At 65.3% G+C, this 17,584-nt stretch carries 17 protein-coding genes; all 17 read right to left on the bottom strand.

Features of this window, described 5'->3' with window-relative positions:
• Positions 1 to 164: 164 nt before the first annotated feature.
• Positions 165 to 1,493 (bottom strand): proline--tRNA ligase, encoded by a 1,329-nt coding sequence (gene proS, locus Q0996_RS04015; protein ID WP_299616232.1) that lies wholly within the window; start codon positions 1,491 to 1,493, stop codon positions 165 to 167.
• Between the two features lie 94 nt (positions 1,494 to 1,587).
• Complete coding sequence (locus Q0996_RS04010) at positions 1,588 to 2,340, bottom strand: hypothetical protein (protein WP_299616230.1); 753 nt, start codon at positions 2,338 to 2,340, stop codon at positions 1,588 to 1,590.
• Positions 2,341 to 2,477: 137 nt separating this feature from the next.
• On the bottom strand, positions 2,478 to 2,966 hold the full coding sequence (locus Q0996_RS04005) for a hypothetical protein (protein ID WP_299616228.1): 489 nt from the start codon (positions 2,964 to 2,966) through the stop codon (positions 2,478 to 2,480).
• A 402-nt stretch (positions 2,967 to 3,368) separates the two neighbouring features.
• Entirely contained in the window at positions 3,369 to 3,914 is a 546-nt protein-coding gene (locus Q0996_RS04000; protein ID WP_299616226.1) for a DNA-3-methyladenine glycosylase I, read from the bottom strand.
• Between the two features lie 30 nt (positions 3,915 to 3,944).
• Entirely contained in the window at positions 3,945 to 4,184 is a 240-nt protein-coding gene (locus Q0996_RS03995; protein ID WP_299616224.1) for a DUF1467 family protein, read from the bottom strand.
• 8 nt (positions 4,185 to 4,192) lie between these two features.
• Positions 4,193 to 4,597 (bottom strand): methylmalonyl-CoA epimerase, encoded by a 405-nt coding sequence (gene mce, locus Q0996_RS03990; protein WP_299616222.1) that lies wholly within the window; start codon positions 4,595 to 4,597, stop codon positions 4,193 to 4,195.
• Between the two features lie 49 nt (positions 4,598 to 4,646).
• Positions 4,647 to 6,326, bottom strand: coding sequence for a ribonuclease J (locus Q0996_RS03985; protein ID WP_299616220.1), 1,680 nt, complete (start codon positions 6,324 to 6,326; stop codon positions 4,647 to 4,649).
• A 4-nt stretch (positions 6,327 to 6,330) separates the two neighbouring features.
• Positions 6,331 to 7,104 (bottom strand): type III pantothenate kinase, encoded by a 774-nt coding sequence (locus tag Q0996_RS03980; RefSeq protein WP_299616298.1) that lies wholly within the window; start codon positions 7,102 to 7,104, stop codon positions 6,331 to 6,333.
• Positions 7,105 to 7,132: 28 nt separating this feature from the next.
• A complete protein-coding gene (locus Q0996_RS03975; protein WP_299616218.1) occupies positions 7,133 to 7,918 on the bottom strand; it encodes a biotin--[acetyl-CoA-carboxylase] ligase in 786 nt (261 codons plus the stop codon).
• A complete protein-coding gene (gene nuoN / locus Q0996_RS03970) occupies positions 7,915 to 9,369 on the bottom strand; it encodes an NADH-quinone oxidoreductase subunit NuoN (protein ID WP_299616216.1) in 1,455 nt (484 codons plus the stop codon). The genes Q0996_RS03975 and nuoN overlap by 4 nt, the downstream gene beginning before the upstream one ends.
• Positions 9,370 to 9,378: 9 nt before the next feature.
• Complete coding sequence (locus Q0996_RS03965) at positions 9,379 to 10,911, bottom strand: NADH-quinone oxidoreductase subunit M (RefSeq protein ID WP_299616214.1); 1,533 nt, start codon at positions 10,909 to 10,911, stop codon at positions 9,379 to 9,381.
• Positions 10,912 to 10,918: 7 nt separating this feature from the next.
• On the bottom strand, positions 10,919 to 12,868 hold the full coding sequence (gene nuoL, locus Q0996_RS03960; protein ID WP_299616212.1) for an NADH-quinone oxidoreductase subunit L: 1,950 nt from the start codon (positions 12,866 to 12,868) through the stop codon (positions 10,919 to 10,921).
• 15 nt (positions 12,869 to 12,883) lie between these two features.
• Complete coding sequence (gene nuoK / locus Q0996_RS03955; protein ID WP_367575658.1) at positions 12,884 to 13,195, bottom strand: NADH-quinone oxidoreductase subunit NuoK; 312 nt, start codon at positions 13,193 to 13,195, stop codon at positions 12,884 to 12,886.
• 4 nt (positions 13,196 to 13,199) lie between these two features.
• Complete coding sequence (locus Q0996_RS03950; RefSeq protein WP_299616210.1) at positions 13,200 to 13,814, bottom strand: NADH-quinone oxidoreductase subunit J; 615 nt, start codon at positions 13,812 to 13,814, stop codon at positions 13,200 to 13,202.
• Positions 13,815 to 13,936: 122 nt separating this feature from the next.
• Positions 13,937 to 14,425 (bottom strand): NADH-quinone oxidoreductase subunit NuoI, encoded by a 489-nt coding sequence (nuoI, locus tag Q0996_RS03945; RefSeq protein ID WP_299616208.1) that lies wholly within the window; start codon positions 14,423 to 14,425, stop codon positions 13,937 to 13,939.
• Positions 14,426 to 14,459: 34 nt separating this feature from the next.
• Positions 14,460 to 15,503: an NADH-quinone oxidoreductase subunit NuoH gene (nuoH, locus tag Q0996_RS03940; RefSeq protein ID WP_299616206.1), complete on the bottom strand. Its 1,044-nt coding sequence runs from the start codon at positions 15,501 to 15,503 to the stop codon at positions 14,460 to 14,462.
• Positions 15,496 to 17,574 carry an NADH-quinone oxidoreductase subunit NuoG gene (gene nuoG, locus Q0996_RS03935; RefSeq protein ID WP_299616203.1) on the bottom strand — a complete coding sequence of 693 codons (2,079 nt, stop codon included), beginning with the start codon at positions 17,572 to 17,574 and terminating at the stop codon, positions 15,496 to 15,498. Before nuoG ends, nuoH begins: the two co-directional genes overlap by 8 nt.
• Between the last annotated feature and the right edge of the window lie 10 nt (positions 17,575 to 17,584).

Below are 17,584 nucleotides of genomic sequence, written 5' to 3'. Positions count from 1 at the left end.
CGCGGCCCTGGCGAATATCTGCCCCGTCCCGAAGGGATCCGGCGCATTTGGCCCGCGGCCGCGTCGCTCCTCGTCGAATATGCTTAGGCATGTCCTTCCTCGTCGCTCCTAACCGCGGGCCAAATCCGCTCGGACCATGACGGCGAAATAAATCTCAACAGGCCCTAGGCGACCATCTGGGCGACGGCGGAGTCCGGCGCGAGCTCGGCACGCTCCTCGTTGCCGCCGCGCCGCTTCAGCTCGACCACGCCGTTCTTCAGCCCGCGCGGTCCGACCACGAGCTGCCAGGGCAGCCCGATGAGATCCATGGAGGCGAACTTGGCCCCCGCGGACTCGTCGCGGTCGTCGTAGAGCACTTCCGCCCCCGCCTCGCAGAGTTGGGCGTAGAGCCGGTCGCAGGCAGCGGTGCAGTCCGCATCGGCGGCCCGCAGGTTCACAAGGCCGACCTTGAAGGGCGCCACCGCCTCCGGCCAAACGATACCGTTGTCGTCGTGACAGGCCTCGATGATGCCGCCGACCAGCCGCGACACGCCGATGCCGTAGGAGCCCATGTGCACCGGTACGGTCTGATCGTCCGGCGTGGTCACCATTGCGCCGAGAGGCTCGGAATACTTGGTGCCGAAGTAGAAGATGTGCCCCACCTCGATGCCGCGGCCGATGTAGCGCCGCGCCTCCGGCACCGCCTGTTCGAAGAGGGCCTGGTCGTGCTTCTCGTCGGTGCGCGCGTAGAGCGAGGTGAAGTAGTCGACCACCTTCTGGACACCGGTATCGTCCTGATAGTCGAAGTCGTCCCCAAGCACATCGTGATCGAGGAAATCGCGGTCGCAGTAGACCTCGGACTCGCCGGTCTCGGCGAGGACGATGAACTCGTGGCTGAGGTCGCCGCCGATGGGGCCGGTATCCGCCTCCATGGGGATGGCCTTGAGCCCGAGCCGCGCGAAGGTGCGCAGATAGGCGACGAACTGTTTCTGATAGGCGCGCTTGGCGGCCTCGTAGTCGAGGTCGAAGGAATAGGCGTCCTTCATCAGAAACTCGCGCCCGCGCATCACCCCGAAGCGCGGCCGCACCTCGTCGCGGAACTTCCACTGAATGTGATAGAGCCCCTTCGGCAGGTCCCGGTAGCTCTTGGCCCCGTTGCGGAAGATCTCGGTGATCAGTTCCTCGTTGGTCGGCCCGTAGAGCATCTCGCGCTCATGCCGGTCCTGGATGCGCAGCATCTCCTTGCCGTAATCCTCGTAGCGGCCGGACTGCTTCCAGAGGTCCGCCGACTGGATGGTCGGCATCAGCAGTTCCTGGCAGCCGGAGGCATCCTGTTCCTCGCGGACGATCTGCTCGATCTTGCGCAGGACCCGGTAGCCGAGCGGCAGCCAGGAGTAGATGCCGGCAGAGGCCTGGCGGATCATGCCGGCGCGCAGCATCAGGCGATGAGAGACGATCTCCGCTTCCTTCGGGGTCTCCTTCAGGGTCGGCATGAAGTACTGCGTTAGGCGCATACGAATCCCTTGTCCACCGTTCCGCCAGGGGCCCGGCGCGGCCCCTGGCTGGAAAATGACGGTGAATCAGCCGTTTCGCAAGGCCCAGCAGGGCCTATTTGCAGAATCCCCGCGACGAGTAGCGCGGATTGAAGAAACCGTTGCAGTTCGGGTTCTGATAGGTCTCGACGTAGGGCATGGGCTCGTTGGTCATCAGGCGGACCTGAAGCGGCGGCGCGTTTTCGATTTCCAGCGAGTCGTAGAACGCCCGCGCGGCGGTCTGGTCCACGGTGACCGAGAAGCGATAGTCGTTTCTCTGGGGGCGCCAGGACCGCGTCCCAAAGGCGTTCTCGTGCAGCGCAATGTCGAAATCATTAAAGTAGAGCGTCAGATCGCCCACATAGACCGCCTCACCCGCTTCCACGGTGAACTCTATGCGCTGGGTCGGAGAAAACCGGGGCCAGCGCCACGCCGGATCGCCGATCACACCTTGAATGTAGCGGTAGGTGCCCGGCTCGACGGCTACCGCCATGAAGACGTTCTCATCGGACAGATAGCCGATGCGGTGGGCGGCATCGATGCCGGTTGCGCTGAAAATCCCACGGCCGGCATAGGGCTTATCGATCGGCTGAGTCGTAAAGAGCGCGGCAACAGCCTTGTACTCGTCGTCGTTGGGGGCGTTGTAGTCGACCCTCAGGATGACGATGGCCTTGTCCGCCAGCTTCGGTGGCTCCTTGGCCGCAAGACCGGCACCGGCGTTCGGGCTCGGCGTCTGCTGGAAATAGAGCTTGGCTTCCGGATCGTCGATGGCCCGCTGACCGCAGGCGGACAAAAGAAGAATGGACGCAAAAACAGCAACGAAACGCATTGGCTCTCCCCGATATCAGCGTGACAACGTTCTACCCATACGGGGAGGACGTTAGAGGATCACCAATTTTAAGTCGAGCGGCCTTTGCTCCTGTTTGCTTTCTTTATGGCCCCTGCCATCCAGCGCTGGCGATGGCGCTAGTTGGACGTTTTTCCGTTGCGCATGATGCGCTGGCAGCGGGCGGCCAGTTCCGCCTCTGCTTCGCTCTGCAAGGGCTGGCCGTTGAACAGCGCCTGCCCGCTTTCGAGGTCGACGGTGACCTCGCCGATCAGCGCATCGGCCTTGAAGGACGTGCCCCCGGGCGGGATGCCGAAGCGCTCGAAGAGTTCGACCTCGATGGGGATCAGCACCGCCTGCGGCAGGACCAGCGCGCGCGGGCCTGCCGGGTCTTCCGCCCCCAGGTCCGCCGGTGCCACCGGCCGGCCCCGAACGTCCATGCCCGGCCGATAGGCGACATCCGCCGAGGGCACATGACGCACCAGACGGCTGCAGTCCTCCTCGCTGATGACCACATAGGGATCGGCCCCCAGCGCGGCAGACGGAAGCACGGCCGGCAGGCCGAAGCACAGCACCAGAGCATGGCTCAGGCGGCGACAGCGGCGGCTTCGGTCCAATTTGGGGGTCATTGCCCGACCCTAGGGCGCGGCGCGTTAACAAAGCAATAAGGGTTCGCGGCGGCCATCGCCTGCTCCCTTCCACTACCGTAAATCACCATTTCTGTAAGCGATTACAGCCTTGAATCGGCTTTATGGAAATTGATGCAATGCAGCATGTTGTGCCGGCACAACATTGTTAGAAAAGAGATGACTACAGGAAGGCTTTGGGATAATAGTATTGCTCCGTAAGAACTGCCGAAGAAACGGCAGCGCGGCCTAGGTTTAGGGTGGATACGCCTTCTTGACGGCCTGCGGGCCGTCCAAGAATGAGAGGGTCCTGGCAATAGGCCCCACTACCTGACAGGGAACTCGAGATGGCAAGCTTCGTGCTTGCCTATTTTTTTGCGTTTTCAGCACCTTGAAGCGCAGACTTCAACGTTTTTCTGCAGTCATCCAGGGGGGAGCCAGGCTGGCGATCCTGCGAAAGACCGGGCAGTCCTCGCGATGGGCGCCCGGCAGGTAGCCAATGCTCATCAGAAATTCGCCAACAATTTCCCCGCCGGTGAACTTGAAGGTCTTGCGGAACAGCTTCACCCAGTCCTCCTTCGGCAGCGGGTGCTGGGCAGCGATCCAGCCGGCGAAGGAGCCGTAGTCCCGGCGCAGCTCGACGATCCGCCGGGCGTTTTCGATGGCGGCATTGACCTTCAGGCGGTTGCGCACGATGCCGGCATCGTTCAGCAGACGCGCACGGTCGTCTTCGCCATAGGCCGCCACCCGATCGACGTCGAAACCGTCGTAGGCGGCGCGGAAGCTATCCCGCTTCTTCAGCATCAGCTCCCAGGAGAGCCCCGCCTGGTTGATTTCCAGGATCAGGCGCTCGAACAGCACCGCCTCGTCGTCCGTCGGAAAGCCGTACTCATTGTCGTGGTAGGGAGCATGGACCGGGTGGCCCGGGGCAAAGTCGCAATAGCTGCTCATCTCACTCGGTTCCGGATAGCGGCCTGGCCCTCAGGCTCCCGCCCGAAAGGAGATCCAGTTCTGTTCGATGACGAAGTAGATCGCCGCGAAGATGACTGCGGCGAGCGCGGTGGTCACCAGCACCTTGCGGACCAGCATGGGCTTTTCCGGCGCCCCGGCCTCATGCCCCGGCTCCGGCTTTTCGACCCGGCGCACGCCGAAGGGCAGCACGGTCAGAAAGACCACGCACCAGACCATGCAGTAGACCAGAATGCCGGTGAACCAGTTCACGGCAGGGTTCAGGCCTGTTCCAGTTCCACGAGGGTGCCGCAAAAGTCCTTGGGATGCAGGAACAGGACCGGCTTGTCGTGGGCGCCGATCTTGGGCTCGCCGTCGCCGAGGACGCGGGCCCCCTGCCCCTTCAGATGGTCCCGCGCGGCCAGGATGTCGTCCACCTCGTAGCAAACGTGGTGGATGCCGCCGGAGGGATTGCGCTCCAGAAAGGCGGCGATGGGCGATCCCTCGCCGAGCGGCTCCAGCAGCTCGATCTTGGTGTTGGGCAGGGTGACGAAGATCACCGTCACCCCGTGCTTGGGCTGCGGCACGGGCTCCGAGAGCTCGGCGCCCAGCATTCCGCGGTAGACCGCTGCCCCGGCCTCCAGGTCCGGCACCGCAATGGCGACATGATTCAAGCGGCCGATCATCTCATTCCATCTCCTCGCTGTGATCGTCGACGTCGTCCGGCCATACAGCCTATTCGAAGCGGATGACGTGCACCACGGTCATCGGTTTCTTGCCGAGTTGGCGGTTGACGGTGCGGCGCACCGCCTGCTGCACAGCCTCCTTGACCGCCGAGTCCTCCCGGCGGTCACGGCGGCCGAGCCGCTGGACGGCAGTGCGGATTGCCGCTTCCACCGCCTCCAGTTCCTCGCGCTCGTCCTCGGGCTCGTAGAGCCCGACGGTGCTGAGTTCGGGATCGCCGTCCAACTGCCCGCGCTCGTCCATGACCAGGGTGACCGCCGCGGTTCCGTTGAAGGCAAGCTTCTGGCGCCCCTTGATGACCGGGCTGTCCAGCGGCAGAAGGCGCCGCCCCTCGTAGGCCAGGCGGCCTGTCGGCACCTGATCGACGACCTGTGCCGCGCCGGGCGCCAATCGGATCACGGCGCCGTTCTCGGCGACGATCTGCTGCGGCACCTGACAGTCCTTGGCAATCTTCGCATGGGCGGCGAGATGCCGCGGCTCGCCGTGCACCGGAATGGCGACCTGCGGGCGGACCCATTGATACATCTGGATCAGCTCGTCGCGGCCGGGATGGCCGGAGACGTGGATGTCGTGGTCGCGGTCGTCGATGATCTCGATCCCCGCCTCCACCAGAGCATTCTGAAGCTCGAAGATCCGGGTCTCGTTGCCGGGGATCATGCGGGAGGAGAAGACCACGGCGTCCCCCCTGTCGAGGCCGACGGCCGGGTGGTCGCCGCGGGCGATGCGCCAGAGGGCGGCGCGCGGTTCCCCCTGGCTGCCGGTGCAGAGCAGCAGCACCTCGTTGCGCGGCAGATAGTCCACCTCGTCGTCCGAAAGGAAGGGCTGATGGTCCTTCAGATAGCCGCTCTCCCGCGCACACTCGACGATGCGATGCATGGAGCGGCCCAGAAGGCAGATCCGACGCCCGGTCTCCTCCGCCACCCGGATGACCGTTTCCAGCCGGGCCACGTTGCTGGCGAAGCAGGCCACGGCGACGCGCTGGTTCAGCCCGGCGATCACCTCCCGCAGGCGTTCTCTGACCGCCCCTTCCGAGCCCGCCTCGCCGGTGACCATGGCGTTGGTCGAATCGCCCACCATGGCCAGCACGTCTTCGTCGGCCAGGGCCTTCAGCCGCGCCTCGTCGTAGCTCTCCCCCACCAGCGGCTCGGGGTCGAGCTTCCAGTCGCCGGTGTGCAGGACCGTGCCGGCGGCGGTGCGGATGACCACGGCGTTGGGCTCGGGAATCGAATGGGTCAGGGTGACCAGCTCAATCTCGAAGGGGCCGACGGAGAAGGTGCCGGATTGGGGCACCTCGGTGAGCGGCACCTCGTCCAGCAGGTCGAACTCCGCCAGCTTGCGCCGCAGCAAGGCCGCCGTGAAGCGGGTGGCGTAGACCGGGCAGCGCAGCAGCGGCCAGATGTAGGGCACGGCGCCGATGTGGTCCTCATGGGCGTGGGTCAGGACGAGTCCCGCCAGATCCTCGCGCCGCTCCTCGATGAAGATCGGATCGGGCATCAGGACATCGACACCCGGCAGCCGGTCGTCGGCGAAGGTGATGCCCAGGTCCACCATCAACCAGGCGCCCTTGTGGCCATAGAGGTTGAGGTTCATGCCGATCTCGCCGGTCCCGCCCAGGGGCAGGAAATAGAGCTCGTCCTCGCCCAGATCGGCAGCGGCGTAGCGTTCGGACATGCGATCAGGTCCCGCAGTTGGCGGCATGAATCAGGCACAGCCCGCGCAGGGTCAGGTCCTGGTCGACGGCCTCGATGACCGGCGTTGCCTCGGCATAGATCGGCGCCAGGCCGCCGGTGGCGATGACCTTCATGGGTTGGCCGTACTCCTCGCGGATGCGCTGGACCAGGCCCTCGATCAGCCCGACGTAGCCCCAGTAGATCCCGGATTTCATGCCCGGCACCGTATCCTTGCCGATCACCCGCTCCGGCCGCTCGATCTTGACCCGCGGAAGCTGGGCGGCGGCCCGGTAGAGCGCCTCGCTGGAGTGCTGGGCGGAGGGTGCGATAACACCGCCTTCATAGGCACCGTCGGGCCCGACGATGTCGAAGGTGGTCGCCGTGCCGAAGTCGATGGCGATGAGCGGGCCCCCATAGCTGCGGTGGGCGGCCAGGGCGTTGACCAGACGGTCGGCGCCGACGTTCTCCGGTCGATCCATCCTGACCGCGATGCCCAGATCGACCTGCGGGTCGCCGATCATCAGCGGATTGGACTCGAAGAAGGACTCGCAGAGCGAGGTGAGCTGAAAGGTCGCCGCCGGCACGACGTTGGCGATGATGGCCTCGGTGACGTCCTTCGGCTCCAGCCCTTCCAGGGCCATGAGCTGGGTCAGCCAGACCGCGTACTCGTCGGCGGTGCGCTTGGCATCGCTGGAGGCCCGCCACTTGGCGCGCATCGTCTCGCCCTCGAAAATGGCGAAGACGACGTTGGTGTTCCCGGCATCGATGGTGAGCAGCATGGCCAACAACCCTTCCCGTTCAGCGGCCTCAGCCGCCGGCTGGGAAGTAAACCTCCCCGGCGGCGATGCTGCGCTGACGCCCGTCAGGAAGCTGCAGCAGCAAGGCGCCGCCCGGGTCGAGATCCTGAAAGCGACCGGTGAGGCTTTCCGAGGGCAGGCGCACCTCGATTTCCTCCTCCAGGCCATGGGCGTGGTTCAGCCAGGTCCGCCGCACCGGCTCGAAGCCGTCGTCCAGCCAGCGGTTGATCCAGGAGAGAAAGTGGCGGCCGAAGGCCTCCAAGAGGTCGACTGATGTGAGGCTTGTGGGGCAGCCCTCGAAGTGCAGCGAGGTGGCGGGATAACGCGCCTGGGTCGGAAAGGATGTCACGTTGGCGCCGATCCCGACCACCAGCCAGTCCACCGCGCCTGCCGCGTCGCCCTTGGATTCGAGCAGGATGCCGGCCCCCTTGCGGCCGTTGAAGAGCACGTCGTTGGGCCACTTGTAGGTGACCTCGATCATCGGCGGCGCCACGCTGCCCACGGCATCGCCCAGCGCCAGAGCGGCGATGAAGGAGAGCTGCGCGGCCTCGGCCAGCGTGCAGTCCGGCCGGGCGATCAGGGAGAGGAAGAGGTTGCCTTCGGCGCTGTCCCAGCCCCTCCCCTGGCGACCGTAGCCGGCGGTCTGCCGGCGCGCCCAGACCAGGGTTCCATCCTCCGCCCCCTCGGCGGCGAGGCGCTTGGCTTCGATGTTGGTGCTCTCGACCTCGTCACGCGGCACCAGCCGATAGGCCGGCGGCAGCTTCGGTGCGCGGCCCTGCGCTGGCGCTGCGGTCATCCCTCAAACAGCGAGGCAGCCGCCATGGCCGTGCCGTCGAGGAGCGGCCCCAGCACGATGATCAGCAGCAGGACGACCACCGTGGAACCAGTCAGGATCAGCGACATCTCGCGCCCGATGGGGCGGTCGAAAGCCTCCGCCGGCTCATCGAAGTACATCAGCTTGACGATGCGCAGGTAATAGAAGGCGCCGACCACCGAGGCGACCACGCCCAGCACGGCCAGATAGTAGAGCCCGGCCTCGATGGCCGCGAGGAAGATGTAGAGCTTGCCGAAGAAGCCGGCCAGCGGCGGGATGCCGGCCATGGAGAACATGAAGGCGGCGAGCGCGAAGGCCATCAGGGGGTGGGTCTTGCTGAGTCCCTTCAGGTCGTCGATCCCCTCCACCATGACGTCCTTCTGACGCATGCAGAGGATGCAGGCGAAGGTGCCGAGGTTCATGAAGATGTAGATCGTCAGATAGAGCAGGATCCCGCGGACCCCCTCCTCCGTTCCGGCGGCCAGACCGACCAGCGCATAGCCGATATGACCGATGGAGCTGTAGGCCATCAGACGCTTGATGTTGGTCTGGGCGATGGCGGCAACCGCCCCCAGCACCATGGAGGCCAGGGAGATGAACCAGATGATCTGTTGCCACTGCGCCAGGAGGTCGCCGAAGGGCTCGATCATCACCCGCACGATGAGCGCCATGGCGGCGACTTTGGGCGCCGTCGCGAAGAAGGCGGTGACCGGGGTCGGCGCCCCCTCGTAGACGTCCGGCGTCCACATGTGGAAAGGCACCGCCGAGATCTTGAAGGCAAGCCCGGCCGAGAGGAACACCAGGCCGACGACGAGGCCGATGGGCGGCGCATCGCCCGCCGCCACCTTCTGCGCCATCAGACCCGCCAGGGCCTCGAAGGAGGTGGTGCCGGCGAAACCGTAGATCATCGACATGCCATAGAGCAGCATGCCCGACGACAGGGCCCCCAGGACGAAGTACTTCAGCCCGGCCTCGCTGGAGCGCAGGTGATCGCGGCGGAAGGCCGCCACCACGTAGAGCGAGAGGCTCTGCAGCTCCAGGCCCATGTAGAGCGACAGCAGGTCGTTGGCCGAGATCATCAACAGCATGCCGAGGGTGGCGAAGAGGATCAGCACCGGGAACTCGAAGCGCGCCATGTCCTCCCGCTCGATGAAGCGCAGCGACATGATCAGGGTCACCGCCGAGCCGATCAGCGCCAGCAGCTTCATGAAATCGCCGAAGGCGTCGGCCACGAAGAGCCCGCCGAGCGCCACCTCGTTGCGGCCGATAGAGCCGAGGATGATGACGAAGGCAACGGCGAAGATGGCGACGGTCAGCCACAGCACCAGACGGGTGCCGCTGTTGCCGCGGAACACGCCCAGAATCAGCAGGAGCATGCCGGCGACGGCCAGGAGAAGCTCCGGCAGAACCGCAGAGAGGTTCAATTCGGGCATGGCTCTCTCCTAACGCGACGGCCAGAGGCCGGCAAACAGCGGGCCCTCGGATGTGGCGAGGGCGAGCTGGTAGTTCTCGACAAGGCGCTCCACCGAGAGCGACATCACATCGATGAAGGAGGCGGGATAGATCCCCATCCAGAAGACCAGCACGACCAGCGGGGCGAAAACCGCCTGCTCGCGCCAGTTCATGTCTAGGATCGCCTTCAGGTCATCCTTGGTCATCTTGCCGAAGATCACCCGGCGGTAGAGGTAAAGCATGTAGGCGGCGCCCAGCACCATGCCCGTCGCGGCCAGGAGCGCCACCCAGGTGTTCACCTGGAAGGCCCCGACCAGGACCAGGAACTCGCCGACGAAGCCGCTGGTCCCGGGCAGGCCGACGGAGGCCAGCATGAAGATCATGAACACCAGGGCATAGGCGGGCATGCGCTCCACCAGTCCGTCGTAGCGGGCGATCAGGCGGGTGTGGAGGCGGTCGTAGACCACGCCGACGATGAGGAAGAGCGCGGCGGAGACCACGCCGTGGGAGAGCATCTGGAAGATCGCCCCCTCGATACCCTGCTGGTTCGCCACGAAGATGCCAATGGTCACGAAGCCCATGTGGGCGACGGAGGAATAGGCGATCAGCTTCTTCATGTCCTCCTGCGCCAGGGCGACCAGCGAGGTGTAGATCACCGCGACCACCGAGAGGGTGAAGACGAAGGGCGCGAAGAAGTCGGAGGCCAGCGGCATCATCGGCAGCGAGAACCGCAGGAAGCCGTAGCCGCCCATCTTCAGGAGCACGCCCGCCAGGATCACCGAGCCGGCGGTCGGTGCCTCCACGTGGGCGTCCGGCAGCCAGGTGTGGACCGGCCACATGGGGATCTTGACGGCGAAGGAGGCGAAGAAGGCCAGCCACAGCCAGGTCTGCATGGAGGCCGGGAAGCCATGGGCCAGCAGGGTCGGAATGTCGGTGGTGCCGGCGTCAAAGTACATGGCGAGGATCGCCAGGAGCATCAGCACCGAGCCGAGCAGCGTGTAGAGGAAGAACTTGAAGGCCGCATAGACCCGCCGGCCGCCACCCCAGATGCCGATTATCAGGAACATCGGGATCAGCACGCCCTCGAAGAAGATGTAGAAGACCACCAGGTCGAGGGCGCAGAACATGCCGACCATCAGGGTCTCCAGAACCAGGAAGGCGACCATGTATTCCTTCACCCGGCTCTGGATCGCATCCCAGCTTGCCAGCACGCAGAGCGGCGTCAGCAGCGTGGAGAGCAGGACGAACATCATGGAGATGCCGTCGACACCCATGTGGTAGCTGATGTTGAATGCGGGAATCCAGTCGACCTTCTCGACGAACTGGAAGTCCGCGGTGCCGCGGTCGAACTCGGTCCAGAGGAACAGCGAGACGATGAAGGTGACGAAGGAGGTCCAGAGCGCCATGTAGCGGGCGTTCTTGGCCACCACCGCCTCGTCCTCGTGACGGCCGATAAGCAGAATGATGAGTGCCCCCGCCAAGGGCAGGAAGGTGATCGTCGAAAGCAGCGGCCAGCCCGTCATCGGATGATCACCCCAATTGGCTCAGCACGTACCAGGTGACCAGGATGACCACCCCGATCAGCATGGCGAAGGCATAGTGATAGACATAGCCGCTCTGCAGCAGCGAGGCGCGGCGCGCGAGGTTGCGCGTGGTGGCGGCGATGCCGTCGGGCCCGAGACCGTCGATGATGGCCCCGTCGCCGCCCTTCCAGAGGCCGAAGCCGATGACCCGCGCCGGCTGCACGAAGATGCGGTCGAAGAGCTCGTCGAAGTACCACTTGTTGAAAGAGAAGAGGTAGAGCGGCCTGAGCGAACGGGCGAGCTGCGGGGCAAGGCCCGGCGAGCCGATGTACATCACCCAGGCAAGGCCGATGCCGACCAGGCCGGCCACCAACGGCGAGGCCTTCACCCAGAAGGGCACGTGATGGGCCTCCTCCACGGTGTTGTTGCCGGGCAGCACCTTCAGGGACTCGCCCCAGAAGCTCTCCATGCCGCTGCCGACGAAGAAGTAGTACATGGCCCCGCCGGCGATCACCGCCCCCGCCGCCAGGAAGTAGAGCGGGATGAGCATCACCTGCGGCGACTCGTGGACGTGGGACATGACCTCCTGGGAGGCACGGGGCGTGCCGTGGAAGGTCATGAACATGAGGCGGCAGGAGTAGAAGGCGGTCATGGCGGCTGCAGAGACGCCGACGATGAAGGCGAAGGTGCCGTGCGCCGAGTGGTCGGCGAAGGCCGCCTCCACGACGATGTCCTTGGAGAAGAAGCCGGCGAAGCCGATGGGCGTTCCGGGGATGCCGATGCCGAGCAGCGAAAGCGTGCCGATCCACATTAGGATGTAGGTGGCGGGGATCATCTTGTAGATGCCGCCCATCTTGCGCATGTCCTGCTCGTCGGACATGGCATGGATCACCGAACCGGCGCCCAGGAACAACAGCGCCTTGAAGAAGGCGTGGGTCATCAGGTGGAAGATCGCCGCCGAATAGGCCGAAACGCCGATGGCGAAGAACATGTAGCCGAGCTGCGAGCAGGTCGAATAGGCGATGACCCGCTTGATGTCGTTCTGGGTGAGGCCGACGCTGGCGGCGAAGAAGGCGGTGAGCGCACCGATGTAGGTGACCAGCTCGAGGGCCGTCGGCGAATACTCGAACATCGGCGAGAGGCGGGCCACCATGAAGACGCCGGCGGTCACCATGGTGGCGGCATGGATCAGGGCGGAGACCGGGGTCGGGCCCTCCATGGCATCCGGCAGCCAGGTATGCAGGCCGAGCTGCGCCGATTTGCCCATGGCACCGATGAACAAGAGGATGCAGATGATGGTGAGCGCATGGCCCTCGATGCCGAAGGCGGAGAACTGCGCGTCCGCCATGCCCGGCACGGCGGCGAAGACCTCGGTGAAGCCGGCCGCGCCGAACAGCGCGAAGGCGCCGCAGATGCCCAGCGCGAAGCCGACGTCGCCGACGCGGTTGACCAGGAAGGCCTTGATCGCCGCGGCGCAGGCGCTGGGCCGCTTGTACCAGAAGCCGATCAGCAGGTAGGAGGCCAGGCCCACACCCTCCCAGCCGAAGAACATCTGCACGAAGTTATCGGCAGTCACCAGCATCAGCATGAAGAAGGTGAAGAGGCTGAGGTAGGCGAAGAAGCGCGGCTTGGCATCGTCGTGCGACATGTAGCCGACGGAATAGATGTGCACCATGGCCGAGACCCAGGTGACCACGATCAGCATCACCGCCGTCAGGGTGTCGACGCGCAGCGCCCAGCTCACTTCGAAGCTGCCGGAATCGATCCAGGTGAAGAGCTCCGTCACCCGGGCGTTGCCGGCGATGGCGACGTCGTAGAAGACGATACCCGAGAGGATGGCGGAGATCACCAGCAGGCCGCAGGTCACCAGCATGGAGATCTTGTCGCCGATCAGGCGACCGAAAAGGCCCGCGACGATGGCGCCGAGCAGCGGCAGGAGGACGATCAGTTGATCCATGAGACCGCTGCTCCCCTAACCCTTCATCATGTTGATGTCTTCCACCTCGATGGAACCGCGGTTGCGGAAGTAGACCACGAGGATGGCGAGGCCGATGGCCGCCTCGGCCGCCGCCACGGTCAGCACGAACATGGCGAAGATCTGGCCCACCAGGTCCTGCAGGTGGGTCGAGAAAGCGACGAGGTTGATGTTCACCGCCAACAGCATCAGCTCGATGGACATGAGAATGATGATGACGTTCTTGCGGTTCAGGAAGATGCCGAAGATTCCCAGGGTGAAGAGGATGGCGGCGACGGTCAGATAGTGGCCCAGTCCGATTTCCAGCATCGCCCTAGACCCCGCTTCCCGTGGGAACCTGCTTGACCTCCACCGCCTCGGAGCGGGGCCGCGTGTTCTGTTCGGCGATGGACTGGCGCCGCACGCCCTCGCGCTGACGCAGGGTGAGCACGATGGCACCCACCATGGCCACCAGCAGGATCAGCCCGGCGGCCTGGAAGAGGTAGACGTAGTCGGTATAGAGCACCGCCCCCAGGGCGCGGGTGTTGTGCATCTCGCCGGCCGGCACCACCGGCAGCGCCGCCAGGGTCTCGGCCTCCGGCGAGATCACCCAGGCGCCGCCGATCAGGATCAGTTCGACCAGCAGGATCAGGCCGATCATCGCGCCGAGCGGCAGGTACTGCAGGAAGCCTTCGCGCATCTGCACGAAGTTGATGTCCAGCATCATCACCACGAAGAGGAACAGCACGGCGACGGCGCCGACATAGACGACGACCAGGATCATCGCCAGGAACTCCGCGCCCATCAGCACGAAGAGCCCGGCGGAGTTGAAGAAGGCGAGGATCAGGAAGAGCACGGAGTGCACCGGATTGCGGGAGGTGATCACCATCACGCCGGCGGCCACGGTGACCGCGGCAAAGAGATAGAAGGCGAGGCCCTGGAGAATCATGGCATGCCTCCCCCACGGGCCCTCGGTCCGCCCCGATGTCCGGCACTGGTCACTCTGCGCACGGTTCTTCCCCCAATCACTCGGCCGCCGGCCTTGCCCCGGCGATGCCCCTCGCCCGCGGCTTAGCGGTAAGGCGCATCCAATTCAAGGTTCTGTGCGATCTCGGTCTCCCAGCGATCGCCGTTATCCAGCAGCTTTTCCTTGTTGTAGAACAGCTCTTCGCGGGTCTCCGCGGCAAACTCGAAATTCGGCCCCTCGACGATGGCGTCCACCGGACAGGCTTCCTGGCAGAATCCGCAGTAGATGCACTTGGTCATGTCGATGTCGTAGCGCGTCGTCCGCCGGCTGCCGTCGGCGCGCGGCTCGGCCTCGATCGTGATGGCCTGGGCCGGACAGATCGCCTCGCAGAGCTTGCAGGCGATGCAGCGCTCCTCCCCGTTGGGATAGCGCCGGAGCGCGTGCTCGCCCCGGAAGCGCGGGCTCAGCGGCCCCTTCTCGTGGGGATAGTTCAGCGTCACCTTGGGCTTGAAGAAATAGCGCAGGGTCAAAGACATACCCGAAAGCAGTTCTTTGAGCAGAAGGCTCTTCAGGCCACGTTCCATCACACCCATGGCACATCTCCTGCGGTTGTCGTTCCCCGTTCCCTCATGGCTGCGGCACCATGTCGAAGGCGTGCAGTGCTCCCGCGGTCAGCACCACCCAGAACAGCGAGAAAGGCAGGAAGACCTTCCAGCCCAGGCGCATCAGCTGGTCGTAGCGGAAGCGCGGGAAGGTGGCACGGACCCAGAGGAAGCAGAACAGCACCATGGCGATCTTGGCCGCCAGCCAGAACGGCCCGGGGATCCAGTTGAAGGGCGCGATGTCGAAGGGCGGCAGCCAGCCGCCGAGGAACAGGATCGCGGTCATCGCGCTCATGAGGATCATGTTCGCGTACTCGCCCAGGAAGAAGAGCGCGAAGCTCATGGAGGAGTACTCGACCATGAAGCCGGCGACCAACTCCGACTCGCCTTCGGGCAGGTCGAAGGGCGAACGGTTTGTTTCCGCCAGCACCGAGATGAAGAAGATCACGAACATCGGCAGCATGGGCAGCCAGAACCAGCTGAAGAGGCCGTAATCGCCCTGCTGCGCCCTGACGATGTCGGTGAGGTTCAACGAGCCCACCAGCAACAGCACGGTGATGATCACGAAGCCCATGGAGACTTCGTAGGAGACCATCTGCGCCGCCGAGCGCAGCGCGCCGAGGAAGGGATACTTCGAGTTGGAGGCCCAGCCGGCCATGATCACGCCGTAGACGCCGAGCGAGGAAATGGCGAAGAGGTAGAGAATGCCGACGTTGATGTCGGCCAGCACCAGGCCGAAGTCGAAGGGAATGACTGCCCAGCCGATCAGCGCCAGGACGAAGGTCAGCATCGGCGCCATCAGGAAGACGATCCGGTTGGCGCCGGAGGGCAGAATGGTTTCCTTGAACAGCAGCTTGACGGCATCGGCGATGGGCTGCAGCAGGCCGAAGGGGCCGACCACGTTGGGGCCTTTGCGCAGCTGCATCGCCGCGATCACCTTGCGCTCGGCATAGGTCAGATAGGCCACGCCCAGCAGCAGGGGAACCAGGATGGCAACGATCTGGGCAACGATGAGCACACCCTGCCCGGCAAAGCTGTCCCAGAACCACCAGTCCATGAATTCAGCCATCGGTCCCGGTCGCCCCCTTGTTGGCGCCGAGCCCGAAGGCCTCGGTGCATTCGGCCATGGTCTCCGAGGCCCGGCTGATGGGGTCGGTCATGTAGAAGTTGCCGATGGGCGAGACGAAGGGCGCGGCGTCCATGGCCCCGTCCTGTCCGAAGGCGCCCCAGGCCGCCGCCTCGGTCTGGTCCACCGCGGCGAAGACCGGATTGGCCTCGATCAGGCGCTGGCGCAGCTCGCCGAGGTTGTCGTACGGCAGGCGCTTGCCGACCACCTCCGAAAGGGCGCGCAGGATGGTCCAGTCCTCCCGCGCCTCGCCCGGCGGGAAACTGGCCAGGCGCGCAAGCTGCACCCTGCCCTCGGTGTTCACGTAGGTGGCGTTCTTCTCCGGATAGGCCGCCCCCGGCAGGATCACGTCGGCACGGTGCGCGCCGGCGTCGCCGTGATGGCCCTGATAAATCACGAAGGGGCCGCTGTCCGGCGCGCCGAGACGCGCCATGTTGATTTCGTCGGCCCCCAGCAGGTAGAGCGCCTGGATGGACCCGTCCTGGCAGCCCGCAAGAATGGCCTCGGTGTCGCGGCCCTGTGCACCGGGCAGGAAGCCGAGATCCAGGCCCGCGACCCGCCCCGCGGCGGTGTGCAGGACATTAAAGCCGTTCCAGCCCTCGGCCACCATGCCATAGCGCTCGGCGATCTTGCGGGCCGTGGCCAGGACGGCGTCGCCGTCGCCGCGCGCCAGGGCGCCCATGCCGAGGATCAGCATCGGCCGCTCGGCCTTGTCCAGGGCCTCGGCGAAGGCGCCGCGTCCTTCCGCGACCTCCGAGAGGCTTTCCGGCCCGGCGCCGAGATAGTCGTAAGGGTAGGTCAGGTCGATCTGCTGGCCGATCAGCCCGACCTTGAAGCCGCCCATCAGCACGCGCTTGCGCAGCCGGGCGTTTATGATCGCCGCCTCCCAGCGCGGATTGCTGCCGACGATGAGGACCGCATCCGCCTTTTCGATGCCGGCGATGGTAGTGTTGAAGAGATAGCCGGCGCGGCAGGAGGGATCGATCCGGGCGCCGTCCTGACGGCAGTCCAGGTTCTCCGATCCCAGCCCCGCCATCAGATCCTTCAGCGCCATCATGGACTCGGCGTCGCAGAGGTCGCCGGCCAGGGCGGCGAACTTGTCGCCGGAGAGCCCGCTCAGCCGTTCGGCGATGGCGCGGAACACCGTATCCCAGGAGACCGCCTCCAGGCGGCCTTCGCCGTTGCGCAGATAGGGCCGGTCGAGACGCTGGCGCGCCAGACCGTCGCAGGCATGGCGGGTCTTGTCGGAGATCCACTCCTCATTGACGTCCTCGTGCAGACGCGGCAGCACCCGCATGACCTCGCGCCCGCGGGTATCGATGCGCACGTTGGAGCCGACGGCGTCCATTACGTCGATGGAATCGGTCTTGCGCAGCTCCCAGGGGCGCGCCGCGAAGGCATAGGGCCGCGAGGTCAGAGCGCCCACCGGACAGACATCGACGAGGTTGCCCGAGAGCTCAGAATCGACCGCCTGCTCCAGCGTGGTGATCTCGGCATGTTCGCCGCGGTTCACCAGCCCGATCTCCTCGACGCCGGCCACCTCGGTGGCAAAGCGCACGCAGCGGGTGCACTGGATGCAGCGGGTCATGATCGTCTTGATCAGCGGGCCCATGTACTTCTCTTTGACCGCCCGCTTGTTCTCCTTGAAGCGGCTGCGGTCGAAGCCGTAGGCCATGGCCTGGTCCTGCAGATCGCATTCGCCACCCTGATCGCAGATCGGGCAATCCAGGGGGTGGTTGATCAGCAGGAATTCCATCACGCCCTGGCGGGCCTTGCGGACCTTGTCGGTATCGGTGCGGATGACCATGCCGTCGCCCACCGGCATGGCGCAGGAGGCGATGGGCTTGGGCGCGCGTTCCATTTCCACCAGGCACATGCGGCAGTTGCCGGCCACCGACAGGCGGTCGTGGTAACAGAAGCGCGGGATCTCGACGCCGGCCAGTTCGCAGGCCTGGAGGACGTTGAGCCCGTCCGCGACCTCGATTTCCTTGCCGTTGATCGTCAGCTTCGGCATGGCTTTCCCC

Source organism: Pelagibius sp., from assembly GCF_028289705.1.
In the GTDB taxonomy this organism is placed as follows: Bacteria; Pseudomonadota; Alphaproteobacteria; order Kiloniellales; family Kiloniellaceae; genus Pelagibius.
The sequence above is the reverse complement of the archived record's forward strand: the minus strand, read 5'-3'. Positions and strand labels throughout refer to the sequence as shown.